The organism is Psychromonas arctica (genome assembly GCF_038155225.1).
Taxonomy (GTDB): Bacteria; Pseudomonadota; Gammaproteobacteria; order Enterobacterales; family Psychromonadaceae; genus Psychromonas; species Psychromonas arctica_B.
Genome location: NZ_JBAKBA010000022.1, coordinates 1 through 14929, shown reverse-complemented (window position 1 = coordinate 14929; position 14929 = coordinate 1). Strand labels below are relative to the sequence as shown.

The 14929-nt window shown below is 36.2% G+C and carries 17 protein-coding genes; 5 read left to right on the top strand and 12 right to left on the bottom strand.

The genetic code is table 11. The features are described 5' to 3' along the window. Window positions 1-102: 102 nt before the first annotated feature. The 7 genes from hemW to V6255_RS10465 all read right to left on the bottom strand — a co-directional run bounded on the left by hemW (window position 103) and on the right by V6255_RS10465 (window position 5020). Window positions 103-1245 (bottom strand): radical SAM family heme chaperone HemW, encoded by a 1143-nt coding sequence (gene hemW / locus V6255_RS10495; protein WP_341628110.1) that lies wholly within the window; start codon window positions 1243-1245, stop codon window positions 103-105. 95 nt (window positions 1246-1340) lie between these two features. Beyond that, on the bottom strand, window positions 1341-1946 hold the full coding sequence (locus V6255_RS10490) for an XTP/dITP diphosphatase (RefSeq protein ID WP_341628109.1): 606 nt from the start codon (window positions 1944-1946) through the stop codon (window positions 1341-1343). Window positions 1947-1955: 9 nt separating this feature from the next. After that, a complete protein-coding gene (locus V6255_RS10485; RefSeq protein WP_137297524.1) occupies window positions 1956-2396 on the bottom strand; it encodes a DUF4426 domain-containing protein in 441 nt (146 codons plus the stop codon). An 8-nt stretch (window positions 2397-2404) separates the two neighbouring features. Next, the gene (yggU, locus tag V6255_RS10480) at window positions 2405-2689 is read right to left on the bottom strand and encodes a DUF167 family protein YggU (protein WP_341628108.1); all 285 of its coding nucleotides are present in this window, start codon (window positions 2687-2689) and stop codon (window positions 2405-2407) included. A gap of 101 nt (window positions 2690-2790) precedes the next feature. Further along, entirely contained in the window at window positions 2791-3336 is a 546-nt protein-coding gene (locus tag V6255_RS10475) for a YggT family protein (RefSeq protein WP_341628107.1), read from the bottom strand. A gap of 142 nt (window positions 3337-3478) precedes the next feature. Continuing rightward, window positions 3479-4303: a pyrroline-5-carboxylate reductase gene (proC, locus tag V6255_RS10470; RefSeq protein WP_341628106.1), complete on the bottom strand. Its 825-nt coding sequence runs from the start codon at window positions 4301-4303 to the stop codon at window positions 3479-3481. Window positions 4304-4327: 24 nt separating this feature from the next. Then, entirely contained in the window at window positions 4328-5020 is a 693-nt protein-coding gene (locus V6255_RS10465; RefSeq protein WP_341628105.1) for a YggS family pyridoxal phosphate-dependent enzyme, read from the bottom strand. Between the two features lie 19 nt (window positions 5021-5039). Between V6255_RS10465 and V6255_RS10460 the strand changes: the two genes are divergently transcribed. Genes V6255_RS10460 through yaaA form a run of 3 tightly spaced genes read left to right on the top strand, consistent with a single transcriptional unit; the run spans window position 5040 to window position 7986 of the window. Further along, on the top strand, window positions 5040-6074 hold the full coding sequence (locus V6255_RS10460; RefSeq protein WP_160063966.1) for a type IV pilus twitching motility protein PilT: 1035 nt from the start codon (window positions 5040-5042) through the stop codon (window positions 6072-6074). A 9-nt stretch (window positions 6075-6083) separates the two neighbouring features. After that, the gene (locus tag V6255_RS10455; RefSeq protein WP_341628104.1) at window positions 6084-7187 is read left to right on the top strand and encodes a PilT/PilU family type 4a pilus ATPase; all 1104 of its coding nucleotides are present in this window, start codon (window positions 6084-6086) and stop codon (window positions 7185-7187) included. 22 nt (window positions 7188-7209) lie between these two features. After that, the gene (yaaA, locus tag V6255_RS10450) at window positions 7210-7986 is read left to right on the top strand and encodes a peroxide stress protein YaaA (protein WP_341628103.1); all 777 of its coding nucleotides are present in this window, start codon (window positions 7210-7212) and stop codon (window positions 7984-7986) included. Window positions 7987-8131: 145 nt separating this feature from the next. Here yaaA and V6255_RS10445 read toward each other — a convergent pair whose 3' ends face one another. The 3 genes from V6255_RS10445 to V6255_RS10435 all read right to left on the bottom strand — a co-directional run bounded on the left by V6255_RS10445 (window position 8132) and on the right by V6255_RS10435 (window position 11970). After that, window positions 8132-8935, bottom strand: coding sequence for a Cof-type HAD-IIB family hydrolase (locus V6255_RS10445; protein ID WP_341628102.1), 804 nt, complete (start codon window positions 8933-8935; stop codon window positions 8132-8134). Beyond that, entirely contained in the window at window positions 8923-10053 is a 1131-nt protein-coding gene (locus V6255_RS10440; RefSeq protein ID WP_341628101.1) for an alpha/beta fold hydrolase, read from the bottom strand. The genes V6255_RS10445 and V6255_RS10440 overlap by 13 nt, the downstream gene beginning before the upstream one ends. A 195-nt stretch (window positions 10054-10248) precedes the next feature. After that, entirely contained in the window at window positions 10249-11970 is a 1722-nt protein-coding gene (locus V6255_RS10435; protein WP_341628100.1) for a proline--tRNA ligase, read from the bottom strand. 163 nt (window positions 11971-12133) lie between these two features. Between V6255_RS10435 and V6255_RS10430 the strand changes: the two genes are divergently transcribed. After that, window positions 12134-12685 carry a rhomboid family intramembrane serine protease gene (locus tag V6255_RS10430; protein WP_341628099.1) on the top strand — a complete coding sequence of 184 codons (552 nt, stop codon included), beginning with the start codon at window positions 12134-12136 and terminating at the stop codon, window positions 12683-12685. A gap of 130 nt (window positions 12686-12815) precedes the next feature. Here V6255_RS10430 and tsaA read toward each other — a convergent pair whose 3' ends face one another. Both tsaA and rcsF read right to left on the bottom strand, forming a co-directional pair. Beyond that, window positions 12816-13538, bottom strand: a complete 723-nt coding sequence (gene tsaA / locus V6255_RS10425) for a tRNA (N6-threonylcarbamoyladenosine(37)-N6)-methyltransferase TrmO (RefSeq protein WP_341628098.1) — start codon at window positions 13536-13538, stop codon at window positions 12816-12818. After that, window positions 13531-13911 carry an Rcs stress response system protein RcsF gene (rcsF, locus tag V6255_RS10420; RefSeq protein WP_341628097.1) on the bottom strand — a complete coding sequence of 127 codons (381 nt, stop codon included), beginning with the start codon at window positions 13909-13911 and terminating at the stop codon, window positions 13531-13533. Before rcsF ends, tsaA begins: the two co-directional genes overlap by 8 nt. Before the next feature lie 82 nt (window positions 13912-13993). On the opposite strand from rcsF, the gene gmhB reads away from it, so the two are divergent. Beyond that, entirely contained in the window at window positions 13994-14545 is a 552-nt protein-coding gene (gmhB, locus tag V6255_RS10415; RefSeq protein ID WP_341628096.1) for a D-glycero-beta-D-manno-heptose 1,7-bisphosphate 7-phosphatase, read from the top strand. The last annotated feature ends 384 nt before the right edge of the window (window positions 14546-14929 follow it).

Below are 14929 nucleotides of genomic sequence, written 5' to 3'. Positions count from 1 at the left end.
CGTTAATCATTAAAACCGTTACTAGGTCGGAATGAAATAGTAACGGTTATTTTTCTGAAAAACTCATGGAAGTTTAAGAATAAGCTCTTTAGTGAGGGCTAATTACTCCATAAAAATGGTTAACAATTCATTTAAGTATCGATGTCCGAAAGGAGTTACTTGGCAGGTATCCTCTGCAACGGTTATTAAATTTTTATTGATCGCTTCTTGTAATTGTTTGTCTAATACACTGCGTTGCAAACCGGTGTAATCTTCAAACTCTGAAAATGGAATGGCTTCCATCAAACGCAATCGATTCATCATATATTCAAAGACAAGATCCTCTTTTTGCACGGTATTATAATCATCCATATAAGCGCGTTGTGGATCTAAGTATCCTTTAGGGTGCTTTATCTTTGTCGTTCGTAATATCTTGTTTTCTAGTGGTAATGATATTTTGCCGTGTGCACCACAACCAATACCTAAATAATCACCAAAGCGCCAATAATTTAAATTATGCTGACATTCCCAGTTCTCTTGGCTATAACCAGAAATTTCATATTGTTGATAACCATGCTCAGCTAATAGTTTTACCCCTTCCAGTTGTATAGCCCACAGTGTTTCATCATCAGGCAATGTAGGAGGGTGTGAAAAATATTGGGTATTCGGTTCAATGGTCAGTTGGTACCATGAAAGGTGAGTGGGTTTTAAGGCAATTGCCGTTTCTAAATCGCTCATCGCATCTGCTAAACTTTGGTCTGGCAAGCCATGCATCAAATCAAGATTGAATGTTTTCATGCCGACATGATGTGCTTGTTTAGCCGCTGTTTTTGCTTCTTCTACACCATGTATTCGGCCTAGTTTAGTCAACTTTTCTTGCTGAAAACTTTGTACTCCAAATGAAAAACGATTAACACCGGCTTCTTTAAAATCAGCAATTTTTTGATTCTCAATCGCACCTGGATTTGCTTCTAGCGTTATTTCAATATCGGCCTTAAAGGGAATCAAGTTTTGAACGTTTTCTAGCAACCATTTAATACCCGCAGCAGATATTAAGCTAGGCGTGCCTCCTCCAATAAAAATACTGAATAAATCACGTCCTTGAACAAAACTGAGGTCTTGTCTCAGGTCGTCAATAAGCGCGGTTAAATATTCTTTCTCTGGGATTTCACCGCGTAGTTTATGAGAGTTGAAGTCGCAATAAGGACATTTTTCAATGCACCATGGAATATGAATATATAAACTGAGAGGGGGTAGCTGTAACATGATTTATCCAATCTAAAAAGCGACCTAAATGGTCGCTTCAAAATGTAATGCAATTAATAATGTAAACTGCAAAGTGTAAAGAAAAAACAATAACGCTAAGCTGATAACTGCTCTTTTAACAAATTAACTAATTGCGTTAATGCTTTACCGCGATGACTTAATTCACTTTTACGTTGCTTGTCTAATTGTGCTGAAGTCGATTGCTCGCTTTCAACCCAAAACACAGGGTCATAACCAAACCCATTTTTACCTTCAACACTTTCAGTAATACTACCTTCCCAAGTACCTTGGCATATAATCGGCGTAGGATCTAACGCGTGACGTAGGTACACTAGAACACATTGGAAGCGTGCTTTACGCTGTTCTGGGTTAATACCTTCAAGCTTATTAAGCAGCTTATCAATATTGTCTTGGTCTGTTGCTGTTTCACCTGCATAACGAGCAGAATAAATGCCCGGTTGGCCATTTAGAAAATCCACCTCTAACCCTGAATCATCAGCAATAGCTGGTAAGCCCGTTAGTTTTGATGCATGGCGAGCTTTGATAATCGCATTCTCTATAAAAGTAGTACCTGTTTCAGGGACATCTGGCACATTAAATTGGCTTTGTGGTAATACTTCAATTGAAAAGCTGTTTAATAGCTCACTCATCTCTTTTACTTTGCCTTGATTGCCGGTGGCAAGTACCCATTTTTGTTTCATGTGTTTTCCTTAATCAACATAGAATTTATGTTGAAATTTAAGCGTATTCGATTTTGTTTCTGTTTTTAGGTTAATTTCAAAATTAACGATTTCTTCATTAGTAAAAGGGTATTCAGCAATATAATAAATCGCCTTACCTTCTTTTATTTGTGTAAATGTTAGTTGATGAGTTTGACCAATTAAATTTTTGCCTGTGCCTTTCAACGTGGCAGCTACCGCTTGGTTATTTTGTCTCGTATCAAGTATCGAAATATTTAATAAACCATTATTTTTACTTCGTATGATTTTGTATTGTGTTGCAACTTCAGGCTGAATAAAGGTGCTTGGAATGGCGATGTAATGAACCTCAAGGTTAGCAAACTTTTTAAATTGTTCAGCTGTTACCATTGAACTGGTTAATAACAGTAAACTTAAAAACAACGTTTTAAATATAATCATTGAGCGAAACATATAATCCCTTATTGTGAAAAAAGTGAAGGTAGTTTTTTAGGCTGTTTAATTCGTACTAATTTGTGTCGACTTTGTAAGCCTTTTTCTACACTAATTGCACTTTTTGCTACGTTAAATTGTTTACTTAAAAACTTCACTAAATGCGCATTAGCTTTACCATCAACAGGTGGTGCTGTAATCGCTATTTTCAATTCTTCACCATGCTGGCCAACAAATTGATCTCGGCTAGCTTTAGGTTGTAGATAAAGGCGAAGCAATAAATCTTCGCCTTGATATGAATAATAGTCGCTCATTAAATTGTGCTCATTATTATTCTTTGCTTGTTAATAGCTGGAATATTAGTACTTAGAGCATTAGTATTTTGACCATTAATACTTTGAATATTAATCGTCATTTAACCTAATAACTGTGCAAGCAAGTCAGTGACTAGTTTTTCTACAAACTGAAGCCCCAGTAATACAACAAGCATTGATAAGTCTAAACCACCCATTGAAGGAATAATGCGACGAACAGGACTTAATAATGGTTCAGTTAATTGAATCATCACTGCTTCAATCGGGTTTTGACCTTTACTGACCCAGCTTAATATTGCGCGTATTACTAATACCCAGAATAATAATTTAAACACCGCTGTGATCAAAATAAACAAGGCTGATATCAATATGACCATCGGATCAATTGTGTAATTGAGTACGGCACTTAATACTAATATTTTGGCCGCAGCGACAATAAATGCAAACAATATAGTCGCAATATCTAAACCACCATAACCTGGAATGAAACGACGTAATGGCGCGACAATCGGTTGAGTTGCTTTTACGATAAATTGGCTAAATGGATTATAAAAATCCGCACGAGCTAGTTGTAACCAAACTCGTAACAATACAATCATTAAATACAGGTCAAACACAGTATCGATTAAAAAATTAACAGCATTCATTTATTTACTACCTTTTATACGACTATTACATATTTGATTTATCAAGTTCGGTACTTTAAATACCGCGTTATTAAACTCAAGTTTTTACAATACTGACTTTAAAATACAGAACCATTAAATATAGAACCACTAAATACAGCTATTAAAACAATTTTTCCATTTCAGCGCCACGATCTGACGCAGCTTGCATTGCTTTCCCTACAATCTCAGGCAAAGCTAATTCGTTAAAAGTACGCACCGCTTCTGCTGTTGTGCCGCCTTTTGAAATGACGTTATTACGCAGTGTTGCTAAATCCAATTGTGGGTTTTGTTTTACCATTTCAGCACTACCAATAGCAGCTTGTTGTACTAGTAAGCGTGCATCCTCTTCACTAAAACCCATTTCCATTGCTTTAGTTTGCATTGCTTCCATAAATAAGAAGAAATAAGCAGGAGCTGAACCTGCTGCTGCAATAACAGCATTGATTTGAGCTTCTTCTTCTACCCAAACTATCTCGCCTACTGCTGCCATAAGATCACCTGAAAATACTTTATCTTTTGGTGATACTTGCTGTGAGGCGAATAAGCCTGTCATACCCTTTTGCAATAATGACGGTGTATTTGGCATGGTGCGGATCACCGCCGTATTTTCACCTAGTATTGATTGTAATCGTGCAACAGAAACACCAGCGGCAATTGAAATAACTAACTTGTCAGAAAAATCAACGCCTGCATCTACTAAAGTTTGGCAAACCGCTGCCATCATTTGTGGTTTAACACCTAATACAACAACATCAGCCCATTGTGCTGATTGGTTATTATCTTGGCTGTTTAGAATGGAAAGATCGTCTGCTAGTTTTTGTGTATTAGTGAGGCTTGGCGCAGAAGCACAAATTTGCTTTGCTGGGTAACCGCTCTTAACTAAACCGTTAATGATGCTACCTGCCATATTACCTGCACCAATGAAGGTGATGTTTTTATGTTGCATTTTATTATTCCTTACTATTAATTTTTATCTTGAACCAAAAATATCAGTACCAATACGAACCATCGTACTGCCGCATTTAATTGCACTTTCTAAGTCGCCGCTCATACCCATGGATAAGGTATCAATATCGGGATACTGCTGTTGTAATGTTTGATATATTTTATGTAATGCTAAAAATTGTTGTTCGACAACTTTTGGGTCATCGCTCTTTTGTGGAATCGCCATAATACCACGAAGTTTTAACCGTGGAAGATCTTGCACTTGTGATGCTAATTCAATTACTTGTGATAAAGTAGTACCCGATTTGCTTTCTTCTCCGCTAATATTAACTTGTAAGCAAATATTGAGCTTGGGCATGTTTTCAGGGCGCTGTTCATTGAGTCTTTGTGCTATCTTTAAACGGTCTACACTTTGCACCCAATCAAAATTTTCCGCCACTGGGCGAGTCTTGTTGGATTGCAGTGGACCAATAAAATACCAATGAATTGGTCTATCAAAATAACTATCTGTTTTGATGTGTTGAATTTTTTCTATACTTTCTTGCACATAGTTTTCTCCAAAGTGAGATAAACCTTGTGCAAATGCTTGTTTAATTGATGAAACCGGTTTGGTTTTACTGACAGCTAATAACCGCACTTTGTCTTGGCGTTGTGCATTTATACTAGCTTGAGCTATTTTTTGTTCAACAGCTACGATATTGTTAGGTATATTAGTCATATTATTAGGATTTTAAATTATGGATATAACGGAATTATTAGCCTTTAGTGTAAAGCATAAAGCATCAGATCTACACCTTTCTGCGGGTGTTCCTCCAATGATTCGTGTAGATGGTGAAGTGCGTAAAATAAATATGCCTGCATTAGAACATAAAGAAGTACATAATTTAATATATGACATCATGAATGATAAGCAACGCAAGGATTTTGAAGAGGAGCTTGAAACAGATTTTTCTTTTGAAATTAAAGAGCTAGCTCGTTTTCGTGTTAATGCTTTTAATCAAAACCGTGGTGCAGCTGCTGTATTTCGTACCATCCCTAGTGAAGTATTAACATTAGATGATATTAATGCCCCAGCTATCTTTAAAGATATCTCAGATTACCCTCGTGGTTTAGTGTTGGTAACTGGACCTACAGGTTCAGGTAAATCGACAACACTAGCAGCAATGGTTGATTACATTAACGAATCTCGAAACGAACATATCTTAACCATTGAAGATCCTATCGAATTTGTTCACACCACTAAAAAATCACTCATTAACCAACGTGAAATTCATAAAGATACCTTAAGTTTTGATATGGCGTTACGTAGTGCGTTACGTGAAGATCCCGATGTTATTCTAATTGGTGAAATGCGTGATCTCGAAACGATTCGTTTAGCATTAACTGCCGCTGAAACCGGACATTTAGTATTTGGTACTTTGCATACTACCTCTGCTGCTAAAACAATTAGCCGTATTGTTGATGTATTTCCTGCTGCAGAAAAAGCAATGGTACGTTCGATGTTATCAGAATCATTGCGTGCTGTAATTTCACAAACATTATTGAAAAAGAATGGTGGTGGCCGAGTTGCCGCTCATGAAATAATGATCGGTATTCCGGCTATCCGTAACTTAATTCGTGAAGACAAAGTGGCACAAATGTACTCGGTTATTCAAACCGGTAAGATACATGGTATGCAAACACTTGATCAATGTCTTCGAGATTTAGTCGCTCAGGGAATTGCATCTTATGAAGATGCAGCATCAAAAGCGATGGATCCTAAAACATTTTAAGAGGTCGTTATGTTAGATAGGTTACTAGGTTATTTAGATAAGTATAAAGGTTCTGATTTATATATTTCTGTTGGTCTACCTCCGACGATTAAATTAAATGGCCGATTAGAATCGTTATCTGAAGATGATTTGATTGATGAAGATATTTATAGCTTATTAGAAAGTGCGTTGAATGAAGAAAGCTTCATTGAATTTAAACGTAAAAAAGAAGCTAATTTCGCTTTCCACCGTCCAGAAATTGGACGTTTTCGTATTAGTGCTTTCATGCAAAAAGACAGCCCTGGTATGGTTATACGTCGTATTCAAGAGAAAATACCAACATTTGATGAGTTACTATTACCTGAAAAGCTGAAAGAAGTCTGTATGGCTAAACGTGGTTTAATCTTATTTGTTGGAGCAACAGGTGCAGGTAAATCGACCACTCAGGCTGCAATGATTGGTTATCGTAATAATCATGCCTCAGGTCATATTTTTACCGTTGAAGATCCTATTGAATTTATACATGAACATGCTCGTTCAGTGATTACACAAAGAGAAGTGGGTTTAGATACCGATTCTTTCGAAGAAGCGTTACGTAATTCATTACGACAAGCACCTGATGTTATTGTACAGGGTGAAATCAGAACGCGTGAAACAATGGAATTTGCACTAAACTTCGCAGGAACAGGGCACCTGTGTATGGCAACTTTACATGCAAATAATGCTAACCAGGCGTTAGACCGTATTTTACATCTTGTGCCTAAAGATCGTCATCGACAATTTTTATACGATCTGTCTGTTAACTTAAATGCTATTGTTGCTCAACAGTTAATTCCTACACCTGATGGTAAAGGAAGCAGAGCAGCCTTTGAAATTTTGTTTAATACACCGACTATTGCAAATGCAATGCGTAAGGGTGAATTATATGAACTCAAGCGAATTATGGCTGCATCTACAGAGCATGGTATGCAAACCTTCGACCAAGCTTTATTTAAATTATACGCAGATGGTAGAATTAGTTATATTGAAGCATTAGCACATGCAGATTCAGAAAATGATTTACGTTTAATGATTAAATTAGAAATCGGTACTGAATCAAAGCTTAACAGCTTAAGCAATTTAACCATTAACTGATATTGATAGATTAGGAAAACATATGATAGTTGTTATTTCTCCAGCTAAAACGTTAGATTTTGAAACACCGGCGACCACTTCTGAGTTTACAGAAGCCAATTTATTAGAACAAAGTCAGTTATTAATAAACCGTTGCCAAGAATTATCAATGCAAGATATCGCTTCATTAATGAAAGTTAGTGATAAAATTGCAGGTTTAAATGTGGCTCGTTTTACACAATGGCAAACACCTTTTTCATTAGATAATGATGCTAAACAATGTTTATTCGCTTTTAAAGGTGATGTTTATACTGGATTAGAAGCTGAAACATTAAGTGAAACTGCATTGCAATATGCACAACAGAACTTACGCATTCTATCTGGTTTGTATGGTTTATTACGTCCTTTAGATTTAATGCTAGCGTACAGACTTGAAATGGGGACTCGTTTAGATAATGAGCGTGGTACAAACCTTTATCAATTCTGGGGCGATTTAATTACCGAACAATTAAATAAACAACTTGCTGCTCAAAGTTCAGCGTATTTAGTTAACCTTGCTTCTAATGAATACTTTAAAGCCGTTAAAACCAAAGCATTAAAAGCGACAGTCATTACACCTATTTTTAAAGACCAAAAGAATGGGCAATATAAAGTGATTAGTTTCTATGCGAAGAAAGCGCGTGGTTTAATGGCGCGTTATATTATGGAAAATGAAATAACTGATATTGAGCAATTAAAAGGTTTCACTATTGGTGGTTATTACTTTGTTGAAGCTGCTTCAACAGCAACTGACTTAGTTTTTCAGCGTGATGAGCAATAAGATAGATTGATTTTATCGAGGTTACATGTAGTTCTGTATATTTAATTTATACTCACTTAGGTTTAACGAATATAAAGCCCCATTCTATAATTTATATGGAATGCGGCTTTAATGTTTTAAGTCGGTATTTTCTAAAATTTACTCATTAACTTAATACCTCGTTTAAAATGGCATCCATTTTAACTGCGACGCCGTGTTCTTGTGAAGATTGGGTGATTTCAGCATAAGGTAATGCACTTAAAAGATCTTTTTGTGAGTTAGCCATTAATATAGGTTTACCAACGCCGCGTAACATTTCAACATCATTCATTCCATCACCAAAGGCAATAGCTTGTTGTGCAGTTAAGCCCATTCTTTTCAATACAGCATCCACTGCCGCACCTTTATTAGTATTGGCTTCCATCACTTCTAAACATCTATCTAATGAGAAAGTGAGATTAACTCTATCGGCAAATCGTTTATCTAGCGTTTCATAAATTACATCTAGTTTTTCTCTATCACCCCAAAAGAAAATTTTAATGGTGTTAGATTTATCAATGACTTTTAAGTCTGTTGTTTGACAATAAAAGTCGGTATCTATGCTCATACCAATTAGCTCTTGCATTGAAAAGTTAGCGAACCATTTTTGATCAGTAAATAAGTTTATTTGTACTGATGGATCGAAGCTGCTTTCACAGATAGCTATTGCAATATCAGTCGATAAGTTTTGTTTTAATATAATATTGCCATGTTGATCATGTACGCGAGCACCGTTTGAGGTAATTAGAGAAATAGACTCTCCTAACTCATCTTGTATTTTTTTGGCCTCTATGTAATGGCGTCCAGTGGCGATAACGAATTTTCTACCAGTGTCTTTCCATTGTTGAATACTTTCTTTAGTTTTATTTGAAACCTTATGATCAGGTCCAAGTAAGGTTCCATCAAGATCTGAGATGGCTATTTTATACATGACAGTTTACCTTGTTGAGATTGTTGAAAGAAATCGAGTGCTTCGTTTATTGCTAGTATTCTGTATTGATCTTGCTCTAACAGTAATTCATGTCTAGCACCTTCAATACGTATCAATTTATTACCCTTGCAATAATGTTTTGTATTGGCAAAAAAAGCATCTTGGCCTTGTTCTGTTACAACAGTATCTCTACCTGCTTTAATAACCATAATAGGAATATTTATTTTCGAAGCCTGTTGAATTGCTTTTTCTGTTGCAAATAAGCTTTTATTTACCCAGCGCATAGTCGGACCACCTAATTGAGTTACAGGGGCATCGTTAAAAGTACTCGAGCTAGATTGGTAGCGCTTAACGCTACTCGTTAAAATATTATGCTCAAAAGCTGTTTGTATGTAAGGACCTACGCCTGGTGCATAACAGGCTAAATCACTAAACCAACTACATACTAAATCACTAATGTAACTGACTGCTTTAGCAATAAAAGGAGGCATACTTCCTAGGTTAATAGAAAACATAGGACTAAAAAAAATAGCTGCAGTAAAAGGGTGTGTTTGTTCTTCTAGATACAAAGCACTGATTGCACTGCCCATCGAGTGGCTTAAGATAAAGCGAGACTGGTAATTTTTTTCTAACTGTAGTGAATTAATAAATGTTGTTAAGTCTATTATATAATCATTAAACTCTTGCACATGCCCACGATAAGCATCTCCACCTAAACGGCTAGAAAACCCTTGCCCTCGATGATCGATTAAAAAAACGTCATAACCTTGATTACTTAAATCAAAAGCTAATTCTTTATACTTTAATACGGACTCGTTACGTCCTTGGCTGATAACAACCGCATTAGCACTGCCTGTTTTAATTTGAACAGTATTAATAGTGCCTCCAACTTCACTGTCGAATGTTTTTATTTGAGCATGTTCATCCCAAAAAGTATTAATAGCAGGAGAGAAATGATTATCAAGGTTCGCTTCTGTATTGAGTTGATACTTATTATCTAAGCTGCTATTTAATTTACTGTTTAGTTTGCTCTCTAACATTGGGGTATCAGCCTGACCTGCTATAGGTAATAAAGTGAAAAGAAAAGGTAATAATAAAACCCTTAAAAAGTATGTCATATAAACCCTGTTTTGATTAAGTGGTCACTAGGCTTTAACTAAGAGAGTATTAATATTAAGCTAATCTACTATGAATAAAGTTGAATAAAAAGAGTGAGGAAGCTGCTGAGTGATTCTAGAAGGAAATTTAGTGAAAAAAAACCACGCGGTAAAGGCGTGGTTTTAATCAATAGATATTGAGAGGTTAAATTTTATTTAAGCAAATTTTGCTTTAATAAACTCAATCACTTCTTCAATTTTAACTTCTTGTTTTTCACCTGAAGCACGATCTTTATATTCAATAACACCATTATCAATACTACGATCGCCAATAACTAAGGTATGTGGAATACCGATTAGTTCAGCATCAGCAAACATAATACCTGGGCGCTCTTTACGGTCATCTAACAATACTTCAATACCAGCAGCTGTTAACTCGGCGTAATATTGCTCTGCTAAATCTGAAACACGATGAGATTTTTTCATATTCATTGGCACAATCACAACAGAGAAAGGTGCTAATGTATCATTCCAAATAATACCGTTTTGATCATTGTTCTGTTCAATAGCAGCAGCAACGATACGTGAAATACCAATACCGTAACAACCCATAGTCATTACTTGGTTTTTACCTTGTTGGTTTAATACGGCTGCATTCATTGATTTTGCGTATGTATCACCTAATTGGAAAATATGACCCACTTCGATACCGCGTGCAATTGATAGTGTGCCTTGTCCACATGGGCTTGGATCACCTTCAACCACTTCACGTAAATCAGCAATTTCATAATCAGTGATATCACGATCCCAGTTAACGCCTGTTAAATGCTTACCATTTTCGTTAGCACCACAAACAAAGTCTGCTAATTTTTCAGCACTGCGATCCACGATTGTACGAATAGTTAAACCTTTAGGGCCGATAGAACCTGCTTCACAATTTGCAGCATCTAAAATTTGTTGAGCACCTGCAAAACGTAATGGACTTGCAATCCCTTCAATATGTTCAACTTTAACTTCATTTAAGTTGTGATCACCACGTAATACTAATGCGATGACTGGAGCCATTTCACCTTCTTCAGCATCACCTTCAACTAATAATGTTTTCACTGTCTTTGATGCTTCAACATTAAGTAAATCACATACTTCATCAATGGTGTGTGCGTTAGGCGTATCAACCACTGTTAACTCAGCTGTTGCTGTTGGGCGGTCAAAGGCAGGTGCTAATGCTTCTGCTTTTTCAATATTTGCGGCGTAATCACTTTGGTCAGAGAATACAATCGCATCTTCACCGCTTTGTGCTAATACGTGGAATTCGTGAGACGCACTTCCGCCAATACTACCTGTATCAGCAATTACTGGGCGATACTCTAAACCTAAACGATCGAAGATTCGGCAATAGGCATCAAACATATTTTGATACGTTTTTTCTAAACATTCTTGTTCAAGGTGAAAAGAGTAAGCATCTTTCATCGTAAATTCACGTGCACGCATCACACCAAAGCGTGGTCGAGTTTCATCACGGAATTTAGTTTGAATTTGGAATAAGTTAAGTGGTAGTTGTTTGTAACTATTGACTTCTTTACGTACTAATTCTGTTACTACTTCTTCATGCGTTGGACCTAAAACGAAATCACGGTTGTTACGATCTTTAATACGTAATAATTCTCCACCGAATTTGTCCCAACGACCTGTTTCATGCCATAAATCTGCTGGTTGTACGACGGGCATTAAAATTTCAACAACACCTGCACGTTCCATTTCTTCACGTACAATGTTTTCTACTTTACGTAAAACGCGTAAACCTGTCGGCAACCAAGTGTATAGACCTGATGCTAATTTACGGATCATACCTGCGCGTAACATCAGCTGGTGGCTGGCAATTACTGCATCACTTGGTGCTTCTTTTTGAGTGGATAATAAATAATTGGTAGTACGCATGGTGATCCTTGTTGATAGTTTTCTATCGATTGCTTATATAAAGTTGGCTGATTTTAGCAGTCGATTGCTATGGACTAAAGCACTGTTAACTGTTTTATCTAAATAATGTTGTGTTTTTATCCTAAATTTAGTTAGTTTTACATAATCTTTAAGAGGAACCTATATGCAACGATATCTAAAACCAGCAAAACATAGTTTAGCGATTATGTTGTTCTGTACCATTTTATTACTTATTAATAGTATTTTTACCGTTAATCGCTTTGGTATTGCTCCGCGAGAAGTGAGTCATTTATCGGGAATACTCTTCGCCCCATTTCTACATGGTGGTTGGGCGCATCTGATGAGTAACTTTTTTCCTTTTGTTATTTTTTCAAGTTTAATTGGATTACATAGCTTAAGGCGCTTTTGGCTTGTCTTTATATTGTCCATATTAAGCACTGGTACTTTAGTATGGTTATTTGCTCGAGGTGGCAGTATTCATATTGGGATGAGTGGGGTAGTTTATGCCATGTGGGGATATTTAATTGTTTACGGATTTAGGCAAAGGCATTTTAGGGATATCACTATCTCTGTATTAGTCTTAATAGTATATGGAGGGTTAGTTTTTGGTGTATTACCGAGTTCGCCAAACGTCTCTTATGAAAGCCATTTATTTGGTGCTTTCGCGGGTGGTGTTATTGGTTATTTTTTATCAAAGTCTAAAATAAGAGTATAAAAATCAGAACGACCTAATGGTAATGACGGTGCTTACCATTAGGTCGATACAAGCTAAGTTTTTAAACGCTGGATCTTTAAGAGTTAATTCTTTAAAACCAATTCTTTAAAAATCAGCCTTTAAAATTAAGTTAAACCAATTCAATAGATAAAACAGTGATCGTCTCTAATGTGCATTGCCACTTAATATTAAAATCAGAAAGATGCATGGCATAAACTTTTGTATCAGGCTTTAGTTTTTTATAAGCCGGTCGTGGATCTTGTTGTAATACTTCAATAATGAATTGTTGTAAATCTTGATATTGTTCAGATAACGCTTGAAGTTGTAAGTAAGCTTTTTCATTAAAACTCACTGCTAATGTTAGTTCTGGTGATTTTTGCGCAAAGCCAGCTTTAGCCTCAGGTATCGCATCTGCATAAGGAATATAAGGTTTAATATCGACAATAGGAGTGCCATCGACTAAATCTATATTACTTAATGAAAGAAATAACTTCCCATCGCGTTGAATCAATCCATGAAACTCTACTAATGATAAACCAATTGAATTAGGACGATTTGGACTACGAGTCGCAAATACACCGAGTCGCTTATTACCCCCTAAGCGTGGAGGGCGCACAGTAGGAGACCACCCATTTTCAATATCAGTGGTTGCTATATTTTTATGGAATTCAAAGATTAACCACAAATGACTAAAATCATCTAACCCATTAAAAGCATTAATATCATTATAGGGCGGTAATATCTCTAATTCAGCTTTTGCACTAGGCACTAACCCGGGCTGTCTTGGTACAGCAAACTTCTCTTTATAGGGAGAGTGAATCGTTGCTATTACCTGATGATTAAAATTATTCATCAACAGGTATTTCTACATCTAATGCACGTCCGTAACAAATCACATTACTGACACAGGTTTCATCTCGTTCAATATTGAGACAAGAGTGAAATATAATACCGTTAGCATTCATATCAGCGGCATTGAATCTTGCTTTAGTACGCGCTTCTCGTTCACTTGCAGGAACATCTATTTTAGCTTCCTGACAACTACTCCCTTCTACTGCACCTAAAACAGTATATTCGAGATCCAATAATTGTTTTTTATCATAAACAATTACGTGAGAGGGCTTGAAGTAATTATCGAAGTTTTCTTTATCAACATTAGAATGAAATTCATAATTGCTACAGCCTGAAACTAGGGCGATAAAAACGATAATAAGAAGTCTATTCATAGTCAGCTCTCTTTATTGATAGTAGGGGATAATAATGGGTGGCATAATAACATCATTAAACAAGCTGAAATAGAGATGTAAAATGAGTAATGCAAAACCCGCAGTATTTTTAGACCGAGATGGTGTCATTAACAAAGATAATGGCTATGTTTCACAGAGAGACGACTTCGAATTTATTGAAGGCACTATTGAAGCCTGTATTGAACTGCAGAAAAAAGGTTACCTATTAGTTGTCATTACAAACCAATCAGGTATTGCACGTGGTTTATTCACTGAAGAGCAATTTAATACATTAACTGAATGGATGGATTGGTCTATGTCTGATCGTGGTGTCGATTTAGATGGTATTTACTATTGTCCTCATCATAGTGAAGAAGGCCAAGGTGAGTTTAAAGTTGACTGTGAATGCCGTAAGCCAAAACCTGGGATGTTAATGAATGCTATTGAAGACCTTAATATAGATATAGAAGCATCAATTTTGGTCGGCGATAAAGTTTCTGACCTACAAGCTGGTATCGCAGCAGGGATTAAAACTAACTATTTAGTACGTTCAGGCAAAGATATCACTGAACAGGGTGAAACATTAGCAACAGCTGTATTCGATGATCTTGCTGCTATTGCTAAAGCCATCTAACAACTCTGTGGATAACTTGGTCATTTTTGTGTGTAACTTGTGGCCAAAGTAAGTATAAAAATTAATTGTAATTAATCGCAATAAAACACTTGCCAATGTGATCTCAATCCCTATAATACGCCGCACAGAAAAGGACTGAGGCGCAAGCCACTAACCAAGACTGAGAACAAAAGAAGCGCTTTAACGATTCAAACTTCGGTTTGAAATCAAGTTTGCTAAAGGCAGTTTTTCATGTTTTAAAAAGGTTTATAATCTTTTATAAAACCTTAAATATAAGGCCTTGACATTGTTCGAAAGGCGCGTAGTATACGCCGCCTAGCCGAAAGGCTCGCTCTTTAACAATTTAATCAAACAATCTGTGTGAGCACTTGTTGTTGATGTGAT

Bases quoted from the DNA above. Each gene is read 5' to 3' on its own strand.
- hemW (WP_341628110.1), bottom strand. From the start codon at position 1,245: ATGTTACAGCTACCCCCTCTCAGTTTATATATTCATATTCCATGGTGC.
- V6255_RS10490 (WP_341628109.1), bottom strand. From the start codon at position 1,946: ATGAAACAAAAATGGGTACTTGCCACCGGCAATCAAGGCAAAGTAAAA.
- V6255_RS10485 (WP_137297524.1), bottom strand. From the start codon at position 2,396: ATGTTTCGCTCAATGATTATATTTAAAACGTTGTTTTTAAGTTTACTG.
- yggU (WP_341628108.1), bottom strand. From the start codon at position 2,689: ATGAGCGACTATTATTCATATCAAGGCGAAGATTTATTGCTTCGCCTT.
- V6255_RS10475 (WP_341628107.1), bottom strand. From the start codon at position 3,336: ATGAATGCTGTTAATTTTTTAATCGATACTGTGTTTGACCTGTATTTA.
- proC (WP_341628106.1), bottom strand. From the start codon at position 4,303: ATGCAACATAAAAACATCACCTTCATTGGTGCAGGTAATATGGCAGGT.
- V6255_RS10465 (WP_341628105.1), bottom strand. From the start codon at position 5,020: ATGACTAATATACCTAACAATATCGTAGCTGTTGAACAAAAAATAGCT.
- V6255_RS10460 (WP_160063966.1), top strand. From the start codon at position 5,040: ATGGATATAACGGAATTATTAGCCTTTAGTGTAAAGCATAAAGCATCA.
- V6255_RS10455 (WP_341628104.1), top strand. From the start codon at position 6,084: ATGTTAGATAGGTTACTAGGTTATTTAGATAAGTATAAAGGTTCTGAT.
- yaaA (WP_341628103.1), top strand. From the start codon at position 7,210: ATGATAGTTGTTATTTCTCCAGCTAAAACGTTAGATTTTGAAACACCG.
- V6255_RS10445 (WP_341628102.1), bottom strand. From the start codon at position 8,935: ATGTATAAAATAGCCATCTCAGATCTTGATGGAACCTTACTTGGACCT.
- V6255_RS10440 (WP_341628101.1), bottom strand. From the start codon at position 10,053: ATGACATACTTTTTAAGGGTTTTATTATTACCTTTTCTTTTCACTTTA.
- V6255_RS10435 (WP_341628100.1), bottom strand. From the start codon at position 11,970: ATGCGTACTACCAATTATTTATTATCCACTCAAAAAGAAGCACCAAGT.
- V6255_RS10430 (WP_341628099.1), top strand. From the start codon at position 12,134: ATGCAACGATATCTAAAACCAGCAAAACATAGTTTAGCGATTATGTTG.
- tsaA (WP_341628098.1), bottom strand. From the start codon at position 13,538: ATGAATAATTTTAATCATCAGGTAATAGCAACGATTCACTCTCCCTAT.
- rcsF (WP_341628097.1), bottom strand. From the start codon at position 13,911: ATGAATAGACTTCTTATTATCGTTTTTATCGCCCTAGTTTCAGGCTGT.
- gmhB (WP_341628096.1), top strand. From the start codon at position 13,994: ATGAGTAATGCAAAACCCGCAGTATTTTTAGACCGAGATGGTGTCATT.